The sequence below is a fragment of the Marinobacter sp. NFXS11 genome (assembly GCF_040148675.1).
In the GTDB taxonomy this organism is placed as follows: Bacteria; Pseudomonadota; Gammaproteobacteria; order Pseudomonadales; family Oleiphilaceae; genus Marinobacter.
Window position 1 is genome coordinate 56,595 of the sequence record NZ_JAGDDV010000003.1, and the last position, 20,840, is coordinate 77,434.

Annotated in this window: 20 protein-coding genes and 1 tRNA gene; 4 read left to right on the forward strand and 17 right to left on the reverse strand. The window is 56.7% G+C overall.

The window, feature by feature from the left end; translation table 11 throughout:
- Nucleotides 1-6 precede the first annotated feature (6 nt).
- From J3362_RS19825 to rpsB, 17 genes are all read right to left on the reverse strand, one after another.
- A complete protein-coding gene (locus tag J3362_RS19825) occupies nt 7-549 on the reverse strand; it encodes a fibronectin type III domain-containing protein (RefSeq protein WP_502882443.1) in 543 nt (180 codons plus the stop codon).
- A gap of 270 nt (nt 550-819) precedes the next feature.
- Nucleotides 820-896 (reverse strand) — tRNA-Met (locus tag J3362_RS15970).
- Between the two features lie 69 nt (nt 897-965).
- A complete protein-coding gene (gene rnhB / locus J3362_RS15975; RefSeq protein WP_349521054.1) occupies nt 966-1,652 on the reverse strand; it encodes a ribonuclease HII in 687 nt (228 codons plus the stop codon).
- Nucleotides 1,652-2,833 (reverse strand): lipid-A-disaccharide synthase, encoded by a 1,182-nt coding sequence (gene lpxB, locus J3362_RS15980; RefSeq protein WP_349521056.1) that lies wholly within the window; start codon nt 2,831-2,833, stop codon nt 1,652-1,654. Before lpxB ends, rnhB begins: the two co-directional genes overlap by 1 nt.
- 18 nt (nt 2,834-2,851) lie before the next feature.
- Nucleotides 2,852-3,643, reverse strand: a complete 792-nt coding sequence (gene lpxA / locus J3362_RS15985) for an acyl-ACP--UDP-N-acetylglucosamine O-acyltransferase (RefSeq protein ID WP_349521057.1) — start codon at nt 3,641-3,643, stop codon at nt 2,852-2,854.
- Nucleotides 3,643-4,080: a 3-hydroxyacyl-ACP dehydratase FabZ gene (gene fabZ, locus J3362_RS15990; RefSeq protein WP_008170365.1), complete on the reverse strand. Its 438-nt coding sequence runs from the start codon at nt 4,078-4,080 to the stop codon at nt 3,643-3,645. The genes lpxA and fabZ overlap by 1 nt, the downstream gene beginning before the upstream one ends.
- Before the next feature lie 11 nt (nt 4,081-4,091).
- Complete coding sequence (gene lpxD / locus J3362_RS15995; protein ID WP_349521059.1) at nt 4,092-5,117, reverse strand: UDP-3-O-(3-hydroxymyristoyl)glucosamine N-acyltransferase; 1,026 nt, start codon at nt 5,115-5,117, stop codon at nt 4,092-4,094.
- A 47-nt stretch (nt 5,118-5,164) separates the two neighbouring features.
- Nucleotides 5,165-5,662: an OmpH/Skp family outer membrane protein gene (locus J3362_RS16000; protein WP_349521060.1), complete on the reverse strand. Its 498-nt coding sequence runs from the start codon at nt 5,660-5,662 to the stop codon at nt 5,165-5,167.
- A gap of 45 nt (nt 5,663-5,707) precedes the next feature.
- The gene (bamA, locus tag J3362_RS16005; RefSeq protein ID WP_349521061.1) at nt 5,708-8,026 is read right to left on the reverse strand and encodes an outer membrane protein assembly factor BamA; all 2,319 of its coding nucleotides are present in this window, start codon (nt 8,024-8,026) and stop codon (nt 5,708-5,710) included.
- Nucleotides 8,027-8,070: 44 nt separating this feature from the next.
- Nucleotides 8,071-9,420, reverse strand: a complete 1,350-nt coding sequence (gene rseP / locus J3362_RS16010) for an RIP metalloprotease RseP (RefSeq protein ID WP_349521063.1) — start codon at nt 9,418-9,420, stop codon at nt 8,071-8,073.
- A gap of 49 nt (nt 9,421-9,469) precedes the next feature.
- On the reverse strand, nt 9,470-10,654 hold the full coding sequence (gene ispC / locus J3362_RS16015) for a 1-deoxy-D-xylulose-5-phosphate reductoisomerase (protein ID WP_349521730.1): 1,185 nt from the start codon (nt 10,652-10,654) through the stop codon (nt 9,470-9,472).
- Between the two features lie 2 nt (nt 10,655-10,656).
- The gene (locus tag J3362_RS16020; protein WP_349521065.1) at nt 10,657-11,496 is read right to left on the reverse strand and encodes a phosphatidate cytidylyltransferase; all 840 of its coding nucleotides are present in this window, start codon (nt 11,494-11,496) and stop codon (nt 10,657-10,659) included.
- Between the two features lie 21 nt (nt 11,497-11,517).
- Complete coding sequence (uppS, locus tag J3362_RS16025) at nt 11,518-12,288, reverse strand: polyprenyl diphosphate synthase (RefSeq protein ID WP_349521066.1); 771 nt, start codon at nt 12,286-12,288, stop codon at nt 11,518-11,520.
- A gap of 71 nt (nt 12,289-12,359) precedes the next feature.
- A complete protein-coding gene (gene frr / locus J3362_RS16030; protein WP_349521068.1) occupies nt 12,360-12,917 on the reverse strand; it encodes a ribosome recycling factor in 558 nt (185 codons plus the stop codon).
- 74 nt (nt 12,918-12,991) lie between these two features.
- Nucleotides 12,992-13,720 (reverse strand): UMP kinase, encoded by a 729-nt coding sequence (gene pyrH / locus J3362_RS16035; protein ID WP_088828826.1) that lies wholly within the window; start codon nt 13,718-13,720, stop codon nt 12,992-12,994.
- A 185-nt stretch (nt 13,721-13,905) separates the two neighbouring features.
- The gene (gene tsf, locus J3362_RS16040) at nt 13,906-14,775 is read right to left on the reverse strand and encodes a translation elongation factor Ts (protein WP_349521069.1); all 870 of its coding nucleotides are present in this window, start codon (nt 14,773-14,775) and stop codon (nt 13,906-13,908) included.
- A gap of 92 nt (nt 14,776-14,867) precedes the next feature.
- Nucleotides 14,868-15,620, reverse strand: a complete 753-nt coding sequence (gene rpsB / locus J3362_RS16045) for a 30S ribosomal protein S2 (RefSeq protein WP_349521071.1) — start codon at nt 15,618-15,620, stop codon at nt 14,868-14,870.
- A 252-nt stretch (nt 15,621-15,872) separates the two neighbouring features.
- Between rpsB and map the strand changes: the two genes are divergently transcribed.
- The 4 genes from map to J3362_RS16065 are packed head-to-tail and all read left to right on the forward strand — an operon-like array spanning nt 15,873 to nt 20,826.
- A complete protein-coding gene (gene map, locus J3362_RS16050; protein ID WP_349521072.1) occupies nt 15,873-16,643 on the forward strand; it encodes a type I methionyl aminopeptidase in 771 nt (256 codons plus the stop codon).
- Nucleotides 16,644-19,289, forward strand: coding sequence for a [protein-PII] uridylyltransferase (locus J3362_RS16055; RefSeq protein WP_349521073.1), 2,646 nt, complete (start codon nt 16,644-16,646; stop codon nt 19,287-19,289).
- On the forward strand, nt 19,286-20,488 hold the full coding sequence (dapC, locus tag J3362_RS16060; protein ID WP_349521074.1) for a succinyldiaminopimelate transaminase: 1,203 nt from the start codon (nt 19,286-19,288) through the stop codon (nt 20,486-20,488). Before J3362_RS16055 ends, dapC begins: the two co-directional genes overlap by 4 nt.
- Nucleotides 20,485-20,826 (forward strand): ArsC family reductase, encoded by a 342-nt coding sequence (locus tag J3362_RS16065; RefSeq protein WP_349521075.1) that lies wholly within the window; start codon nt 20,485-20,487, stop codon nt 20,824-20,826. The genes dapC and J3362_RS16065 overlap by 4 nt, the downstream gene beginning before the upstream one ends.
- Nucleotides 20,827-20,840 lie beyond the last annotated feature (14 nt).

The window sequence follows — 20,840 nt, forward strand, 5'->3', positions numbered from 1 at the left end:
ATCCCATCAAGAACGGATGGATTTGCTTACAACATCGGAGGGTTCACTGATCAGCCCGTTGGTATCCTGAACCTGGATGGTGAAATACCAAGTCCCTGCATCCAGACCACTTACTTCGTAAGACATTTCCGCTTCGGCCTGAGCATTCGTTACGACGACCTCTTCGCTCAGCTCGCCGGCATCCTGGCCGTAACGGATCACATATCGGTCGAGCTCACCCATCGGGATACTCTCGCCGTTGACGCGAGTCAGGGGAGCACTCCAGCTCAATACTGCGGAACGCTCGGGAGACGGCTCTTGACCGCCTGTGCCCCCGGAATCAACTTGACTGCCTGAGCCAGCGGAACCTCCTGAATCGCCTGGCGACCCGACGCTAGCGTTACCCGATGATCCACCCCCACAGCCTGTGAGAAGTGCTCCAAAAATAAACGCGGCGATCCATGCCTGTGACACTTTGATGACGCGTTTCATATGCATTAGGCACCAATAAATCGTCGACTTTGTTAAATTGTATAAAACGAGGACGATTATCGGTGTGACGGTGGTCATTTTCCTAATTACGAAAATGTCAATTTCCCGTCAGGGATTGGTAATAAAGCGGGGAAGTAATTGATCAGGCGGGCAAATTTTTGCTCACCGGAATCATGCTCCATACACAACTTTACAAAAAAGTCTGGGCAGGGGTCAGAGGAGAACAAAATGCGTATGCTGAAGCGCGAAAGAGGTCCGCAAATACGGGCCGTTTAATCGTGGTGGGTACGCTCAAAAACGTCGAATAGAAACAATAAAGCCCGCAGAAAGCGGGCTTTATTTCAATAGTGGTAGCGGGGGCAGGATTCGAACCTACGACCTTCGGGTTATGAGCCCGACGAGCTACCAGACTGCTCCACCCCGCATCAAAACTGGTTGTTTACCGGGCTACCCCGATCAACGTGCGCGTATAGTAAGGATTGGCCGAGAGACTGTCAATCAATATCTTCAAAAAGGTCTGCCCGATATTGGAGCTCCTCGGGCTCTGGGGCCACTTGATCTCGATAAAATCCTACTGTCTCAATCACCTCCTGAACAGGTCGAAAGGAGCGGCGGTGTTCAGGGGTTGCTCCGAGGCGGCGCAGGGCTTCCAGGTGGACCGGCGTCGGATAACCTTTATGCTGCGCCAGACCGAACCCGGGGAAACTTACTTCCAGCGCTTCCATTTCCCGATCACGGGTTACTTTGGCAATAATAGAAGCGGCGCTGATGGCTGCCACCCGACTATCGCCTTTGATGACCGGTTCCGACGGCCAGCGCCACTTGGGACAGCGATTGCCATCCACCAGAACATACTCAGGCACCACGGCCAGCCCCGACACTGCACGATCCATAGCCAGCATTGTGGCCTGGTAGATATTCAGCCGGTCAATTTCGTGGGACTCGCACCGGCCAATGCTCCAGGCTTTGGCATGCTCGATAATCTGATCGTAGAGAACATTGCGACGCTTCTCGGTCAGCTTCTTTGAGTCAGCCAGGCCTGCGATCGGCCGATCCGGATCCAGAATGACTGCGGCAGTCACAACGGCCCCGATGAGCGGCCCCCGACCGACTTCGTCCACACCGGCAAGCAAAGAACCGGTGTAACGACATTCGAAGGGTGGCAAAGGGCTCTTGGGCATCAGTGGGCACCCTGCTCTATCAGATCTGAGATCGCCTGGGCGGCTTTTTCATCGGCCCCCTGCTTCAGTGAATGGTGCAGCTCGGTAAAGGCTTCTTTAAGCCGCGCCCTCTCTTCTTTGTTCTCCAGTCGCTCAAGCACTGCTGCACCCAGACTCTCGGACGTGGCGTCGTCCTGGAGCAGTTCCGGCACAAGCTGGCGCTTGGCGAGGAGATTGGGCAATGCGACATGAGGCACCTTCACCAACTTCGACAGAAGAGCATAGCTGAACCCGCTCAGGCGGTACCCTACAACCATCGGCTTTTTAAGAAACATCGCTTCGAGTGTTGCTGTTCCAGAGGCCAAGAGCACAACGTCGGAGGCGGCCATCACATCCCTGGAACGCCCACGTACGATGTTAACCGGAAGCTTCACCTCCAACGCATCAACCAGATCGCGCACCTGCTTCTCCCGGTCCCGGTTCACGCAGGGGATGACCAACTGCAGATCAGGTCTTCTTTCCTGTATCCAGCGAGAGGCCTCAAGGAACAAGGTACCAAGTCTCTCCACTTCTCCTGCACGACTACCGGGAAGAACCGCCAGCACGGGTGCATCCGCATCTATTCCCAACGACTCCCGCATCTTGAGGGTATCCGGCACCATGGGAATTCGATCCGCCAGCGGATGGCCCACGAAGGCCACAGGCACCTGATGCTCCTCGTAAAACCTCGCTTCGAAAGGGAACAGAGTCAACATCAGGTTGACCGATTTGGCAATTTTGAAGATCCGCTTCTGCCGCCAGGCCCACACCGACGGGCTGACATAATGCACGGAAAGAATGCCGGCCTCGCGGCAGCGCCGTTCGATCGCAAGCGTAAAATCCGGAGAATCGATACCGATCACAACATCCGGTGGCGTGGCGAAGAAATAGCGCAGGAGCCGGGCCCGGATGCTGAACAGTTCACGAATTCGTCCAAGAACCTCCACCAGCCCCATGACCGAAAGACGTTCCATCGGCACCAGGGAATGAAATCCCTCCGCAACCATTTCCTCCCCGCCAATGCCGACGAACCGGGCCTGGGGATAGCGTTGGCGCAGCGAACGGATCAGGCCGGCACCGAGGATATCCCCCGATGCCTCACCGGCAATGATTCCGAATGTGATTTTACGCTCGCTGATAGTCGCGTGAGAAAGATCTGTCACCGACAGGCTCCTGCCGGGTTAGCGGATGATGCCGCGGTGAGCTCCACGCAGGGAGTCAATGAGGGGACGTATTTCTGCAACATCGGAGTAAGACTTCTCAAGCTCTTCGACGGCCTGCTCTGTTGTCAGCCCCTGGCGATAGATCACCTTGTAAGCGCGGCGCAAAGCCAGCAAGACATCCTTGCTGAAACCACGACGCTTGAGGCCTTCCACGTTCATGCCGTGCGGCTGGGCGGACTGACCGCTCGCCATCACATAGGCCGGGATGTCCTTGAGCACGATGCTGCCACCGGCCGCCATGCTGTGGGGACCAATATGACAGAACTGGTGCACCATGGTGCCACCACCCAGAATCGCGAAATCACCGACAGATACATGGCCCGCCAGGGTGGCACAATTGGCCAGAATGGTGTTGTCACCGACGATACAGTCATGAGCGACGTGCACGTACGCCATCAAAAGGTTGCCGCTGCCGATACGGGTTTCACCCCGGTCCTGGACAGTACCCCGGTGGACGGTACAATTCTCGCGAATCACATTGTTGTCACCAATCACCAGTGTGGTTGGCTCGCCCGCGTATTTCTTGTCCTGGCATTCCTCGCCGATACTGGAAAACTGGAAAATACGGTTATGCCGGCCGATAACCGTCGGCCCCTTGACCACCACGTGGGAGAGGATCTCGGTACCCTCGCCGATTTCCACATTGGGGCCAATATAGCTCCAGGGCCCGACAGTAACGTTGTTCCCGAGCTTGGCTGACGGGTCTACAATCGCCTGAGGATGGACACCCGACCAGTCATTTGTCGCCATCAAACTTCTCTCTCAGCGGTCAGAATCTCTGCCACGCAGACGACTTCACCGTCGACCAGGGCGCGACACTCGAATTTGTAAATACCCCGTTTACCGGAGATGAGTTCCGACTCCATGCACAGTTGATCTCCCGGCAAAACCGGGCGCTTGAACCGTGCTTTGCTCGAGCCGGCGAGGTATTGTACCACGCCGTCAGAAGGTTTCCGGCCCACAGTCACAAAACCGAGAATGCCCGAGAGCTGGGCCATGGCTTCGATAATCAGGACACCCGGCATGATCGGGTTGTTCGGGAAGTGGCCCTGAAAGAATGACTCGTTGAACGAAATATTCTTGTAGCCCTTGATCGATTTTCCTTTTTCGACCTCCGTTACCCGATCCACCAGCAAAAACGGGTATCGGTGCGGCAGGTATTCCAGAATTTCGTCGATGTTCATCATGTTGATCGGCCTCAGCCCTCTAATTTCTTTTCCAGTTCTTTGACCCGTCGCGCCAGCGCATCCAGTTGCCGGAAGCGTACAGCATTCTTGCGCCACTGACGGTTGGTATCGGCGCTGGTGCCAGATGAATAGACTCCGGGCTCACGGATATCCCCGGTCACCAGAGTCATACCTGTCAGATGGACCTGATCCGCAATCTCGAGATGACCGGCCACGCCCGAGGCGCCACCAAACACGCAATGCCGACCAATACGAGTACTTCCAGCAATGCCAACCATGGCCGCCATGGCGCTGTGATCACCGATGCGAACGTTATGGGCAATCTGGATCAGGTTATCGAGCTTTACACCATTGCCAATCACCGTGTCGTCCAGTGCACCGCGATCAATGGTGGAGTTTGCACCCACTTCCACATCATTTCCGAGCACAACCCGACCGAGTTGCGCGATACGATGCCATACGCCCTTCTCATTGGCGAAGCCAAAACCGTCGGAGCCAATAACGGCGCCGCTGAGGATGTGACAACGCTCACCAATGACCACATCGTGGGCCAGCGTTACCCTCGGCCGAATCAGCGTGCGGGATCCGATGCTGGCGCGGGCGCCAATAACGGAGCCTGCTCCAACAACGACTTTCTCGCCGATCTCTGCTTCCGCTTCCACTACCACGTTGGGGCCAATACAGGCGTCTTCAGCAATGAACGCAGACGGATCCACCACTGCAGTTGCGTGAACGCCGGGGGTAGCAACAGGGGCGGGATCAAACCAGTGGCTCAGTTGAGCATATCCGAGATAAGGGTTGTCCAGTAACAGGACGTTGGTCGGAGCGTCTTTGGCCGACGCCGGCGAGACAATAACGGCAGAGGCGCGCGTATCTGCCAGGTATTTGCCGTAGGACGGATTGGCAAGGAAACTGATCTGGTCGGGGCCAGCAGCCTGCAAGGTCGCAAGGCCCGACACCTTCACATCAGGATCACCCCGTAGCTCCGCACCTAGGGCATTGGCAATATCCCCAAGGCGATAGGACCTTTCTGTCATTGCGAGCTCCCAGGCAACGATCAGGGCACCGGGGTGCCCGTCACAGGTTAACGGTTCAGTTTTTCAAGAAGCTGAGAGGTCAGATTCATTTCGGGCTTTACATAGACAACCGCTTCGCTCGGCAGGATCAGATCGAGGTTATTTTCGTCGAGCAGCTCCTTGACCGCTGCGTCTACCTCGGGACGGGCCTGCTCGAGAAACGCCTGCTTGCGCTGATTCACTGTAGAATCCAGCCGCTGCTTCAGAAAGTTGAACTCTTTTACCTTTTCCTGGAACTCGCCGGCCAGTTTGTTACGCTCGCTCTCGTTCATCATGGCACCGTCTTTTTCCAGACGCTCCTGAAGCTTGCGAGCTTCTTCCTGCGCTTCGCGAACCCGGGCTTCATCGCCAGCAAAGTCTTTCTGAAGAGACTCGCTGAATGTCTTGGCATCGTCAGACGAAAACAGTGCCTGACGCAGATCGACCACACCAATGCGGGTTTCGGCCATCGCCGGGAATGAAAACGCCAGCATCACGGCAGCGAACATCAACACAAATCGGGACATTGGTTTTCTCCTGGTTTTCATCCGTAGGTTGTTATTATCCATGCTTTAGAAGGTCTGGCCCAGCGAGAACTGGAACACCTGGGTGTCGTCGCCGGCCTTGTCGTTCAAGGGGTAGGCAAGACTGAATGCCAATGGACCAACCGCGGTAATCCATTGGAAACCAATACCCGCCGCCATCCGGATTTCGTTCAGCTGCGGATCGAAACCCCGTGCCGTGTCGAAGACCTGGCCGGCATCAAGGAAGAACGCGGTTCTCATTGAGCGGGTATCACCGGCAAATGGTGTCGGGAAAATCAGCTCGAGGCCTCCCTCGGTCAGCAGGTTGCCCCCGAACGGATCAGGATCCGAGAGGTCGTTTACGTTATTCGTCGCCCTCAGGCCAAGCGAGTTCGCCTCATAACCACGAACCGAACCATAGCCGCCCGTGTAAAAGTGCTCGTAAAATGGCATCTGGCTGCGATCACCGTAGCCATCCCCGTAACCGATCTCAGATCGCGCCCGGAAGACCCAGCGATTGTCATCAGTCACAGGGTAGTAGAAATCGGTTTTATGGGTGGCTTTATAGAAGGTCAGGTCACTGCCTGGAACCGCCACATCCAATGACAGCGAATGACTGTAACCATCAGTCGGCAAAACACCACGGTTCAGGGTACTGCGACGCCAGCTTCCGAACAGGAAGAAGTTGGTGAACGAATCGCCCTCTTCATCGATAAACTCACTCACCTCCTGAGAGGTAAACAGGCCTTCCTTCAGATTTGACTGGGTGACACCGGCGCCAAAGTTCAGGCGGGTGATGCTGTCGGTGGGATAGCCGAATGTGACTCGGCCGCCGTACTCATCCAGAAGGAACGAGGAGATATCTTCCTCTTCGTAGTCCGTCTCGCGGGCGAATACGCTGAAGCCCCTGCTCACTCCGTCGACGGTGTAGTAAGGGTCCAGGTAGGAAATGTTAGCACTCTTGATGGAATCACTGACGTTCACGCCGAAGGATACCCGTTTACCCGTGCCGAAGAAGTTGTTCTCGGAGACATTGGCGCCGAGGATCACCCCGGAATCCTGGGAGAAACCGACAGACGCTGACAGGCTGCCTGTGGGCTGCTCTTCGACAGAGTAGTTCACATCAACCAGATCGTCAGTGCCCGGCACCGGCACGGTTTCAACGTTCACGGTCTGGAAGAAGCCAAGACGTTCGAGCTTGGTCTTGGAGAATTCGATGCGGTCGGAGGACGCCACGCCTCCCTCCATCTGCGTCATTTCCTGACGAAGCACATCATCACGGGTCGACACATTGCCGTCGAAATTGATCCTGCGCACATAGGCCCGTTTGCCAGGCTCCACAAAGAAGGTGACGGCAGCCGTGTTGTTCTCACCGGGCTCCGGAACCGCATTGACGTTAGCGAAGGCATAGCCCTCACGCCCGAGCCGGAATGCCAGGGATTCGGAAATGGCCGTCATACGGGAGCGGGAGAACACGTCGCCTTCCTCAACCGGAATCAACGCACGCAACTCCTCTTCCCCCACGATGAGATCACCGCGAAGGTTGATCTCGGAAATGGTGTATTGGGGCCCCTCATTCAGGGCAATCGCTATAAAGACCTTTTGTTTGTCAGGGGAAATGGAGACCTGACTGGATTCCACGTTGAAATCGAGATACCCACGGTCAAGGTAGAATGACCGTAGCGATTCCAGATCGCCGCTTAGCCGCTCTCTGGCGTACTTGTCCGAGTTGGTCAGGGAATTCCACCAGCTCGTGGACTGCAGCTCGAACAGTTCCTGCAACTCCTCGTCGCTGAAATCCTTGTTGCCGATCAGGTTGATATGGTGGATCGCAGCGACCGACCCCTCGTTAATATCCAGACGAATCGCAACGCGGTTTCTGGGCAACTCCTCGGCCGTTGCCTTTACCCGGGCGTTGTAGCGTCCCTGGGCAATGTAGGAGCGCAGGATTTCCAGCTCAAGACGCTCAAGGGTTGCGCGCCGAAACACCTGCCCTTCCTGAAGCCCGGCACCCGAAAGTGCGTCCATCAACATCTCGGTTTCGATGTTCTTGTTACCCTCAATCTCGATGTCACTTATGGAGGGACGTTCGCGCACCGTCAGGATGAGTACGCCGGCATCCCGGCTGGCCTCAATGTCGGTAAAAAGACCGGTCCGGAACAGCGATTTGATCGCACCAGCCAGCTCAGTCTCGTCCACCTGTTCACCAATATTGACAGGGAACGCGGAAAACACGGTACCTGCAGATACCCTCTGCAAGCCTTCCACCTCAATATCCGCAACCGTGAACTGATCAGCAAGTGCTGGCTTCAGGCCGGACACAGCCACAGCGAGGCCAACGGCTACACCTAGAAGAGAACGTCTCATTCAAATATTTCGCCTGGTTAATGCGCGTAAGGAGCCCGCAATTCTCACAACCGCATCAGGTCGTTGTAAAGAGCAAACACCATTAATGTGAGGATCATTGCCATACCAATTCGTAATCCAAACGCCTGAGCCTGCTCGGAAAGCGGCTTTCCACGGAGGGCTTCGATGGTGTAGTAGACGATATGACCACCATCAAGAACCGGCACAGGCAAAAGATTCAGAATGCCCAGACTCACGCTGAGATAGGCAAGAAAACGCACGAAGTCTTCGAATCCGGAGCTGACACTGGCTTCAGCCACCCGGGCAATGGTGATGGGCCCACTGAGATTCGTGGGCGACAGCAGGCCAGTAAACATCTTCTTGATGGCTACCAGCGTCAGACGGGTATCTGCCCAGGTTTCGCTCAGGGCAACCGGAACCGCAGCAAACGGGCCGTAGCTGACATCCCGCAAAACCTCTTCCGGCCAGGAGATGGCTTCCACACCGGCACCGACAAAACCGATCGACTCCCCGCTTTCTTCGACCCTCGCTTCAGGCGTTACACGTACAGCCTGTTCCGTACCATTGCGTTCGATGGTTACCTGCAGTGTCTGCTCCGGGGCACTGCGAATAAATTCAACCAGCTCGAACCAGCTGTTGATCGATTCCCCGTTGACCGCCACTATGCGGTCACCGGACTGAAGTCCTGCCGCCTGAGCCCGGCCACCGTCGGAAATCTGCCCCAGTACCGGGGGAACCGCCGGGCGCCATGGCGTGATACCGAACTCGGCCAAAGGATTGGGGGTGTCATCACTCAGGCCCCAGCCGGAAAGCTCGCCGCTGATGGTCCCGCGCGCGCCGTCCTCCGAAACCTCCAAGGAAATCAGGCCGTGCTCCCCGGTTCGCTCCAGAATGCGCATATTCACATCGCGCCAGGAGCTGACCCGGTGGCCGTCGACCGCGTGGATCTCCATACCTTCCTGCAGACCCACCCGCTCGGCCACGCTCTCATCGGCAATCTGCCCGACAATGGGCGCGACATGGGTAACGCCCACCACGCTCAACAGCCAGTATGCGAAAATAGCAAAAATGAAGTTGGCCACGGGACCCGCTGCGGCGATGGCAATGCGCTGCCCTGGAGATTTGGACGTAAAGGCCTGGTCCCTCAGTTCTTCTGGCACCGGTCCTTCGCGCTCATCCAGCATTTTCACATAGCCACCCAATGGAATGGCGGCAACCGCAAACTCGGTTCCATGCCTGTCGTACCATGAAAACATCGGCTTCCCGAAACCCACCGAGAAACGGAGCACTTTCACGCCGCAACGACGGGCAACCCAGAAATGACCGTATTCGTGCAAGGTCACGAGGATACCCAGGGTAAGTGCGAGTGCTAGGACGGTTTCAATAATCTGCATAGCGTTCCTGATTGAATGGCTTCAGCCGGGCAGCATTCCGCTGCGACTATCAGACAGTTAACAGACCTATCTGTTCCCGCGCACGAGCCCGTGCTTCTTTATCCTTTGCAAAGATAATGTCAAAGCTGTCCGCTGGCTCAACAGCAGTCGCAACCAGCGTTCGTTCTATGATAACGGGGATATCCGAAAAACACAGGCTGCCCTCGAGAAAAGCAGCAACAGCGACCTCATTGGCGGCATTGAGAACCGCCGGCGCCGTGCCACCTGCCTCAAACGCTTCCGCCGCGAGACGCAGACACGGAAAACGACCCAGATCCGGACGCTCGAAATGAAAGCGGCCGATCGCAAACAGGTCGAGAGGAGCAACGCCGGCATCAATGCGCTCTGGCCAAGCCAGGCCGTTGGCAATCGGCGTTCTCATATCGGGACTGCCAAGCTGGGCCAGAACAGAGCCATCGGCATATTCAACCATCGAGTGAATAATACTCTCAGGGTGGACATGCACCTCAACTTTCTGGGGCGTGGTGTTGAACAGCCAGCAGGCTTCAATGAGCTCCAGGCCTTTGTTCATCAGGGTCGCCGAGTCCACGGAAATCTTCTGTCCCATGGACCAATTCGGATGGGCACAGGCCTGGGCGGGCGTTACCGATCGAAGATCCTCGGCAGAATGTTCCCTGAACGGGCCACCGGAGGCCGTCAGAAGTATACGAGTGATGCCGGCACCGGCAGGGTCCCGGACCTTGTCTGCCGGCATACACTGGAAAATCGCATTGTGCTCCGAGTCGATCGGCAGCAATTCCGCCCCCGCTTCGGCCACGGCATCCATAAACAGTTTGCCGGACATCACAAGCGCTTCTTTGTTGGCAAGCAGTACCCGCTTTCCCGCCCGCACCGCCGACAGTGTCGGCGAAAGACCCGCTGCCCCGACGATAGCCGCCATCACCGTGTCGGCATCGGGGGTGGAGGCCACCTCGCACAATCCATCAAGGCCGCCAAGCACGCGGGTTTCAGGCAGGTCTGCCAGCAACTTTGAGAGGATCTTGGCTGCTTCAGGATCAGCCATGACCGCCACTTTCGGACGGAATTCACGACAGAGTACCGCGAGCTCTTCAGCACGGCTACTGGCCGTGAGCGCATAGATCGAGAAGCGGTCAGGGTGGCGCCGAACAACGTCCAGGGTGCTGAGACCGATGGAGCCGGTCGCCCCGAGAACACTGATAGAGCGGGTTACCATAGTCACCAGTGCCCGGTTGTCAGCCAACCAAGTTGGGTAATAATCAACGCAAATACCGGAATGGCCGCCGTCAGGCTGTCGATCCGGTCCATGATGCCACCGTGACCGGGTAACAGCTGACTACTGTCCTTGATACCACGGTGCCTTTTGAGCATGCTTTCCAGCAGATCCCCCAGCACTGAAACAAGACCGGTGGCGAGGCTGGCAACAATTAACAGCAAGGTCTGAACCGTTCCCGCCGAAGCCAGCGCGCTGACAACCAGGGCAAAAACTCCGACGGCCATCAGGCCACCCCAGACGCCCGCCCACGATTTGCCCGGACTGACACGGGGCGCCAACTTTGCCTTACCAAACGCCCGACCGGCGAAGTACGCACCAATATCGGCAACCCAGACCACACAGAATACGTAGAGAATGAGCAACAGGTTATTGGTACTGTCACCAAACTGGAAACCGCCGGTTCGCAGGTGATTAAGGCCCACCCACGCCGGCACCAGAACGAACAGTCCCATCAAGGCTCTTACGGGGAGACTGCCCCACTTGTCGGAGCCGGCAGGATAACTGCGAACCATAAGAAAGCATACGCCCCACCAGAGCAGCGCCAACCAGAGGACCGCCACAAACGGAACGTTCAGCAGACCGTAGAGAATGATAGCGGTGGCCAGTGCGTAGCCAACCCGGCCGGCAGGACTCTCAATGCCGGACATATTTGCCCACTCCCAGGCGCCCAGGGTAATGATGGCGCCGGTAAAGAGCGCAAACCCCAGGGGCGGGAGGAAAAAGATCCCGCCAATGGCGATAGGAGCGAGGATCAGTGCGGTGATAATTCGGGTTTTTAACACGGTTAACGTCGCTATCGTTCGTTATTGTTGTACAGCCTTGGCCACTATCTGATCATCCGTCTGGCCAAAACGACGCTGTCGACCGGCATACGCATGCAGGGCCTTGAGCATCTCTTCCTGCTGAAAATCAGGCCAATACACCGGTGAAAAGTAAAGCTCTGTGTAAGCCAGGTGCCAAAGCATGAAATTGCTGATTCTTTGCTCACCGGCGGTACGAATCATCAGGTCCGGCATTGGCAGGTCACCGATGCTGAGGTGCTGCTGAATCAGGTCATCGGTAATGTCAGAGGGTGCCAACTGTCCGGAGCGCACCTGCTCGGCCACCTTGCGTGTGGCCTGCGTGATATCCCAGTGACCGCCATAGTTGGCGGCGATTACCAGGGTCATCCGGGAGTTGTTGCGGGTCAGCTCTTCAGCCGCCTCCATGTGTTCACGCAGTGCAGCGCTGAACGCGGACCGATCACCGATAATGCGAAGGCGGATATCGTTCCGGTGAAGTTTGCGAACCTCGCGCTCAAGGGCGAACAGAAACAATTTCATGAGCGCGGACACTTCGTCCTTGGGTCGACGCCAGTTCTCGCTGGAAAAGGCAAACAGCGTGAGCACTTCCACGCCTTCACGGGCACAGGTTTCCACCACTGCCCTGACCGCATCGACACCGGCCTTGTGCCCAGCCACTCCCTTGAGACGACGGGCCTTGGCCCATCGATTGTTCCCGTCCATGATGATGGCCACATGCCGGGGCCGACTGTCTGCCGACACCGGAATCTCTGCGGATACAGTTCCCGTCATGAAATCCCCTGTGCGACCGGAGCGCCTCGGTGCTTCGGCCTTTCAATTCGCTTGCAAGTAGGTCCGGACGGTTAAACCGCCATCAGATCCTCTTCTTTGGCCTTGAGCATTTTCTCGACTTCTGCAATGTAGCGGTCGGTCAGCTTCTGGATATCGTCCTCGCCCTTGCGTTCGTCGTCTTCGGTGATTTCCTTTTCCTTGAGCAGATCCTTGATCATGCTGTTCGCGTCGCGACGCGCATTACGGATGGAAACACGACCGTGCTCGGCGTCTGCTTTTGCCTGCTTGACCATTTCCTTACGGGTTTCTTCTGTCAGCATGGGCATCGGGATACGGATGATATCGCCGCTGGTCGCCGGGTTCAGGCCAAGGTCTGACGCCATGATAGCCTTCTCGATGGTCGGCATCAGGTTTTTCTCCCAGGGAGAGACCGTCAGCGTGCGGTTGTCCTCGACGTTGACGCTTGCCACCTGCTTCAGCGGTGTCTCCTGACCGTAGTAGTTGACCGTGACACTATCCAGGATAGAGGGGTGGGCACGGCCGGTACGGATCTTGTTAAAAGCCGAGTTCAGGGACTCAAGGCTCTTTTTCATTTTCTTTTCGGCTTCTGCTTTGATGTCGTTGATCACTTCAGCATCCTCAATTCGTTCGTCATGTCATTCTGTAATCTGGCACCACGATCCTGTGGTTCCGGGACAGCGATTCATTCGATCAGTGTACCTTCTTTCTCGCCAGTTACGATGCGAGTAAGGGCGCCGGCACGGTTCATATCGAACACCCGCAGCGGCATGCCGTGGTCACGGGCGAGACAGATGGCTGTCAAATCCATCACGCCCAGCTTCTTGTCCAGAACCTCATCATAGGTGAGGTGGTCGTATTTCTCTGCACTGCTGTCGAGGTGCGGATCCGCTGAGTATACGCCATCCACTTTCGTAGCCTTCAGCACCGCGTCGGCCTCGATCTCAATGCCACGCAGACATGCAGCGGAATCGGTCGTGAAGAAAGGGTTACCGGTACCGGCGCAGAAGATCACGACATCGCCATCCTTCAGATCCCGCACCGCGCGACGGCGGTCGTAGTGCTCCACGATGCCGCTCATGGGGATCGCGGACATCACTCGGGTCCGGATATTCGAACGTTCCAGGGCATCACGCATGGCCAGACCGTTCATCACGGTGGCCAGCATACCCATATGATCACCGGTCACCCGATCCATGCCGGCCGCATTCAGGGCTGCACCACGGAACAGGTTGCCGCCGCCGATAACCAGACCAACCTGCACGCCGATGCCAATCAGCGCACCGATTTCCAGTGCCATGCGGTCAAGAACTTTGGGATCAATACCGAAATCGTGCTCTCCCATCAGGGCCTCGCCACTGAGTTTGAGCAGAACACGCTTGTATCTGGGCTGGGTTTTCGATGATGTCGGCATGATGATCCCCTTGTCGTCTGTTGGCTGCTATCCGGCGTGGTACCCGTTGCAGGCTTGTATCTGACATACTCCTCATAAAAAGGGGTATCTCAGATACAAGCCCGCCACGAGAGCCGGAAATTCCCGGCTAACGTGGCAGACTCAGGTGATACAGTGGCTAAAAGCCCGCTGCATCGAACGAAGGATCAGGCCTTGCCTGTGCCGGCTGCAGCAGCAACCTCGGCAGCAAAGTCCACTTCTTCCTTCTCAATGCCTTCACCCACTTCCAGACGAACGAAGCCAACCAGCTCGCCGCCGTTGGACTTGATCAGCTCGCCCACGGTCTGGTCCGGGTTCTTGACGAAAGGCTGCTCAACAAGGCTGTTCTCCTTGAGGAACTTCTTGATGCGGCCACCCATCATCTTTTCGACGATCTCGGCAGGCTTGCCTTCCATATCCGGCTGGGCCTTGATCACATCCTTCTCTCGCTCAAGCTCTTCAGCCGGCATATCTTCCGGCTTGCCGACACGCGGGTTAACGGCAGCTGCGTGCATGGCGATGTCACGGGCAACTTCAGAATCACCGGCAGTCAGGGCGACAACCGAAGCGATCTTGTTGTTGCTATGGACGTACCCACCAACAACCGGGCCTTCAACCTTGACGATGCGACGCACAGTAATGTTCTCGCCGATTTTCTGAACCAGCGCTTCACGCTTGGATTCCAGATCGCCTTCCATCAGTTTGGCTACGTCGGTTTCGCCATTTTCAAACGCAACGTTCAGCACGTCGTTGGCAAAGTTCAGGAAGTTGTCATCGCGAGCAACGAAGTCGGTCTCGGAGTTCACTTCCAGAATAAAGGCAACGGTGTTGTCGTCAGAGATCTTGATGAGTGAAGCGCCTTCAGCGGCAGTACGGCCGGCTTTCTTGGCAGCTTTCAGACCGGACGACTTGCGCAGCTCTTCGATCGCAGCGTCAACGCTACCTTCGGCTTCAACAAGTGCCTTCTTGCATTCCATCATGCCAAGGCCGGTACGCTCACGCAGCTCTTTGACCATTGCAGCGGTAATTGCAGCCATGTTCAATCCTCTCAACTGTTCCGAATTCGGTGGGGCGGTGTGCCTCGGCAAACAGCGGGCACACCTTACATCTAAAACGTGAAGGTAAAACGTTACTCAGCGGCTGGAGCAGCGCCTTCAGCGTCTTCGCTGACTTCAACAAACTCGTCAGCGCCGGCACCGGCAGACTGGGCTGCTTCGATGCAGGTGTCAGCAACGGCTTTCACGTAAATCTGGATCGCGCGAATGGCGTCATCGTTACCAGGGATCACGTAATCCACACCGTCCGGATCACTGTTGGTATCCACAACTCCGATAACAGGAATGCCCAGTTTGTTGGCTTCCTTGATGGCGATACGCTCATGGTCAACGTCGATCACGAACATCGCGTCCGGAAGGCCGCCCATGTCCTTGATACCACCAATGGAGCGCTCGAGGCGGTCCATTTCACGGGTGCGATCCAGTGCTTCTTTCTTGGTCAGCTTGTCAAAGGTACCGTCCTGGCTCTGGGTTTCCAGATCACGGTAGCGACGGATAGACTGACGGATGGTCTTGTAGTTGGTCAGCATGCCACCGAGCCAGCGATGGTTAACAAACGGCTGACCGGCACGCTCGGCTTCTTCCTTGATGATCTTGGCCGCGGCACGCTTGGTACCAACGAACATGATCTTGTTCTTGTTCTCTGCCAGCTGCTGAACGAATTTCAGCGCGTCGTTCATAGCAGGAACAGTCTGCTCAAGGTTGATGATATGAATCTTGTTACGGGCGCCGAAGATGAACTTCGACATTTTCGGGTTCCAGTAGCGGGTCTGGTGACCGAAGTGAGCACCTGCCTTCAGCAGGTCACGCATATTTACCTGAGCCATGATAGTTACCTTTTTAGCTTCGGGTTAGTCCTCCACGTATCCGATTATCCCAACCTCGCTCCTTGAAAAGCAGGAGCAGGCACCCTGGGATAACGTGCCGACACGTGTGTGAATTTGCTGGATTCGTTTCCAGCGGGCGCGTTTATACCATATTCGGCCCGACAAACGCCATTATTTTTGACGGCGAGCTTCCTTGTACCCGGGCAGCAGGCCCCTTAAAATGCCGGTTTGGCACAAACAACGGGAAGCCCAATGCAGGTATCGATCAAGACACCGGAAGAAATTGAAAAGATGCGCGTCGCTGGCCGCCTGGCGGCCGAAGTGCTCGAGATGATCGGCGATCACGTCAAGCCCGGCGTTTCCACCGAAGAGCTCGACCGGATTTGCCACGACTATATTGTCAACGACCAAAAGTGCATTCCGGCACCACTCAACTACAAGGGGTTTCCGAAGTCCATCTGCACGTCGGTCAACCATGTTATCTGCCACGGCATCCCGTCTGAGAAGAAAATCCTCAAAGATGGAGACATCCTTAACATCGATGTCACCGTAATAAAGGATGGCTACCACGGCGATACCAGCAAGATGTGGATCGTCGGCAAGCCGAAACCTGGCACCGAGCGGCTGATCCAGATCACACAGGAGTGCCTCTATAAAGGCATTGAGCTGGTCAAGCCAGGAACCCGTCTGGGCGATATCGGGCATGTGATTCAGCAGCACGCCGAGAAACACCGTTATTCCGTGGTTCGCGATTATTGTGGCCATGGCATCGGCGCAGTATTCCACGAGGAGCCTCAGGTAATGCATTACGGCAAACCCGGCACCGGTCTGGAGCTGCAGGAAGGCATGACGTTTACCATTGAGCCAATGATCAACCAGGGCAAGTACCAGACAAAGCTTCTGCCGGATGGCTGGACCGTCGTTACCAAGGACCACAAACTCTCTGCACAATGGGAGCACACCATCCTTGTGACGGCGGACGGCCACGAGGTCTTGACCAAGCGAAAGGAAGAGTCCTTCTAAGTGGACCAAAGCGAGCTGGAATCCCGCATCAGCAATGACCCTTCTCCGGTTACGGCGGCCCGGGAACTGTTAAAGGGCAGGTATAACGCCGATGCCGAGGCCTTTCGACAGGGCGCCGATGTGCGCGCCCTTGTGCGCTCAAGGGCTGACACGGTCGATACGGTTCTCAGATTGATCTGGAACCGCTATCCCTTTTCCGATTCACCGGACATTGCCCTGATCGCCGTTGGCGGCTATGGACGAGGTGAGCTGCACCCGCATTCGGACATCGACCTGCTCATTCTCACCCGTAACGGTATCGAAGACAGCTGGCACGAAGACCTTGGCGCCTTTGTTACCCTGCTGTGGGACCTAAGGCTGGATATCGGCCACAGTGTTCGCAGCATCGAGGAAAGCAAGACGGCCGCCCGCGAAGACATCACCATACTGACCAACCTGCTGGAAACGCGCACGATTGCCGGCCCGGATGAACTCCGATCAGATCTGAGCGAGCAAGTCTATTCCGATGATGTCAGCACCGACCGTGACTACTTCATTGCAAAGCGTGAGGAGCAGCAGCAACGGCATCAGAAATACGGCGATACCGAATACAACCTCGAGCCAAACGTAAAGGGCTCCCCGGGCGCCTTGCGGGACATACAGACGATTGGCTGGATTACCAAGCGACATTTCGGGCTGCAGAACATCGCTGATCTGACCCGCTTCAGCATTCTTACCGAGGAAGAGCATCAGATTCTGTTCCAGGGTGAAACCTTCCTCTGGCAACTGCGATACGGCCTGCAGTTGCTCGCTGACCGGAATGAAAACCGGCTGCTGTTCGATCATCAGCGAGCCCTGGCCCAGATGCTCGGCTATAGAGATGAAGGTAAGCGGCTCGGCGTCGAATTGATGATGCAGGCCTACTATCGCACCGTCCTGGCCCTCGCCGAACTGGCGGATGTAATTCTGCAGTATTACGACGAAGCGATTCTGGGTAGCCCATCGGAAGACGCCATCCAGCCTATCAACAAGCGATTTCAGATTCGCAACTACTATATTGAGGCGGTCAACAACCAGGTCTTCGCCTACGCGCCCTATGCCATCATGGAAATCTTTGTTCTGATGGCTCAGCATCCAGAGATCAAGGGCATCCGGGCCACGACGATCCGGTCGCTTCGGGCCCACCGGCATTTGATTGATGACGCGTTCCGGTCTGATCTGGCCGTGACCACCCTCTTCATGGAGCTGCTCAGAACGCCCCACGCCCTGGATCAGACCCTGTCTGCCATGAAGAAGTACAACGTCCTCGGGCGGTATCTCCCGGAGTTTGGCCAGATCATTGGTCAGATGCAGCATGACCTTTTCCACATTTACACCGTGGATGCCCATACCATGCGAGTCATCCGCAACATGGTAAGGCTTGGCGGCGCGGAAGCCCGAACCGAGTATCCGCTGGCATCGCGCCTGATTCACAGGCTGCCGAAACTGGAAACCCTCTATATTGCAGGCATTTACCATGATGTGGCCAAAGGCCGGGGTGGCGATCATTCGGAACTGGGCGCCATCGATGCCGAAGCCTTCTGCCAGCGGCATCACCTGAGCGAGCGGGACACCCAACTGATTTCCTGGCTGGTAGAAAACCACCTGCTGATGTCCATGACAGCCCAGCGCAAAGACATCTCCGATCCGGACATTATCCACGGGTTTGCCAGGGCAGTGCCGAGCCAGGCGCACCTGGATTACCTGTACGTGCTAACCGTGTGCGACATCAGCGCTACCAATCCCAAGCTATGGAACACGTGGCGGGCGTCGCTGTTGCGCCAACTCTACATTGAGGCCAAACGGGCTTTGCGTCGGGGCACAGAAACCCCCATCGACCGCCAGGAATGGGTTCGCGCTACCCAGTCGGAAGCCCGTGAAATCCTGCATGCCCAGAACATGACCGATGAACAGATCGACGCCATCTGGGACACCGTGGACGAAGACTATTTTCTCCAGGACTCGACCGTGGATATCGCCTGGCAGACTGCAGCCATCATCCGACACGGCGACAATACGGACCCGCTGGTGCTGATTCGAGATACCCGAGGCGGCCCCACGGACGGCTACTCCCAGATCATTATCTATATGAAGGACCGGGTTGCCCTGTTCGCTGCGACAACGGCGGTCCTTGAACAGCTGAACCTGAACATCGTGGACGCGCGCATCAGCTCAAGCGAGGGGCCCTACTCGATCAGTTCCTATGTGGTGCTTGATGAAAAGGGACAGCCTCTGGGCATCGACCCTGCGAGAAAAGAACGGGTGCGTTTGCGCCTGATTGAAGAGCTGGACGACCCGGATGACTACCCGGACATCATCCACCGGCGCACTCCACGCCAGCTCAAGCATTTCGCCTTCCCGACGGAAGTGACGTTCTCCAATGACACCATCAACCAACGCACCGTAATGGAAGTGATCACACCCGACCGCCCGGGGCTTCTGGCCCGCATCGGTCAGGTGCTGCTGGAGCACCGGGTGCGCCTGAGCAACGCCAAGATTGCCACCCTGGGCGAGCGCGTAGAGGACGTTTTCTTCGTGACGGACGAACAGGGCGAGCCCATCCGGGAGCCGGCGGTATGCCAGGCCCTGCAGCAAGATCTCTGTAAAATGCTGGACGACATTCAATGAATCCGAACCTGGACAGACTTCACCCCTACCCTTTTGAAAAGCTTGCCAAACTGAAGGCAGGCATCAGCGTGCCCGATCATCTTCGGCCGATTTCCCTGGGGATTGGTGAGCCGAAGCACCCTTCGCCCGATTTCGTCAAACAGGTCATTGCGAACAATCTGGACAAGCTTGCCAATTACCCCACCACCCGGGGTACGGATGAACTCCGCAAGGCCATCAGTGGCTGGGCAACCCGCCGATTCAATCTGAAGGCCGGCAGTCTCAGCGCGGCAAACAACATCGTACCGGTAAACGGCACACGCGAGGCCATCTTTTCCCTGGTTCAGGCTGTCGTGGACGCCACCAAGCCTGCCACCGTAGTCAGTCCCAATCCTTTTTATCAGGTTTACGAGGGAGCCGCCTTCCTTGCTGGCGCGACGCCCGTATACCTCCCCTGCGATGGCTCAAACGGTTTCATTCCCGATTTCGATTCGGTGCCCGAATCCACCTGGCAGGACTGCCAGGTACTGTTCCTGTGCTCCCCGGGCAATCCCAGTGGTGCTGTTATCTCCAGGGAGACGCTGACCAGGGTGATAGCCCTGGCCGACAAACACGACTTTATTGTTGCTTCCGACGAATGCTACTCCGAACTGTATCCGGAGGAAGACAACGCGCCGGAAGGCCTTCTGCAAACCTGCGCCGCCATTGGCCGGGATGACTACGCCCGCTGCGTGGTGTTCCACAGCCTGTCCAAGCGCAGCAACCTGCCCGGCCTGCGATCGGGCTTCGTAGCCGGGGATGCAAGCATTCTTGATGGCTACCTGAAGTACCGCACCTATCACGGCTGCGCCATGCCCATCCACAATCAGCTGGCGAGCATCGCCGCCTGGAGCGACGAGGACCACGTTCGGGAGAATCGTGCAGCTTACCGCGCCAAATTTGAGGCAGTGATCCCGATCCTCCGGGAAGTCATGGATGTCGATTTTCCGGATGCCGGATTTTACCTGTGGCCGATAACTCCGATGGACGATGAAACCTTTGCCCGGGAGCTCTCGGCACAACAGAACGTGCATGTGTTGCCCGGCCGATATCTTTCCCGAACCGTGGATGGCCATAACCCCGGAGAGAACCGTGTCCGGATGGCCCTGGTTGCCCCGCTGGAAGAGTGCGTGGAGGCAGCAGAACGCATTGTTGAATTTGTTAAGGCGAACAAGCCATGAAACTGTACGGCATCAAAAACTGCGACACCGTAAAGAAGGCCCGGAAGTGGCTGGACGAACAAGGTATCGACTACGAATTCCACGACTTCAAGAAGGATGGCCTGCAGAGTGAGTTGCTGTTCAGCTGGGAACAGGCGGTCGGATGGGAAACCCTTCTGAACCGCCGTGGCACCACCTGGCGCAAACTTCCCGAGGACGTTCGTGATACCATTGACGCCCAAAGCGCTCACGAGATCATGTTGGAGAACCCATCCATTATTAAGCGCCCCGTTGTCGAGAACGGCAGTCATGTGCGCGTGGGTTTCAGTGCAGACGAATGGTCCGCATGGCTGGCCTGAATCTCGGGCAAACC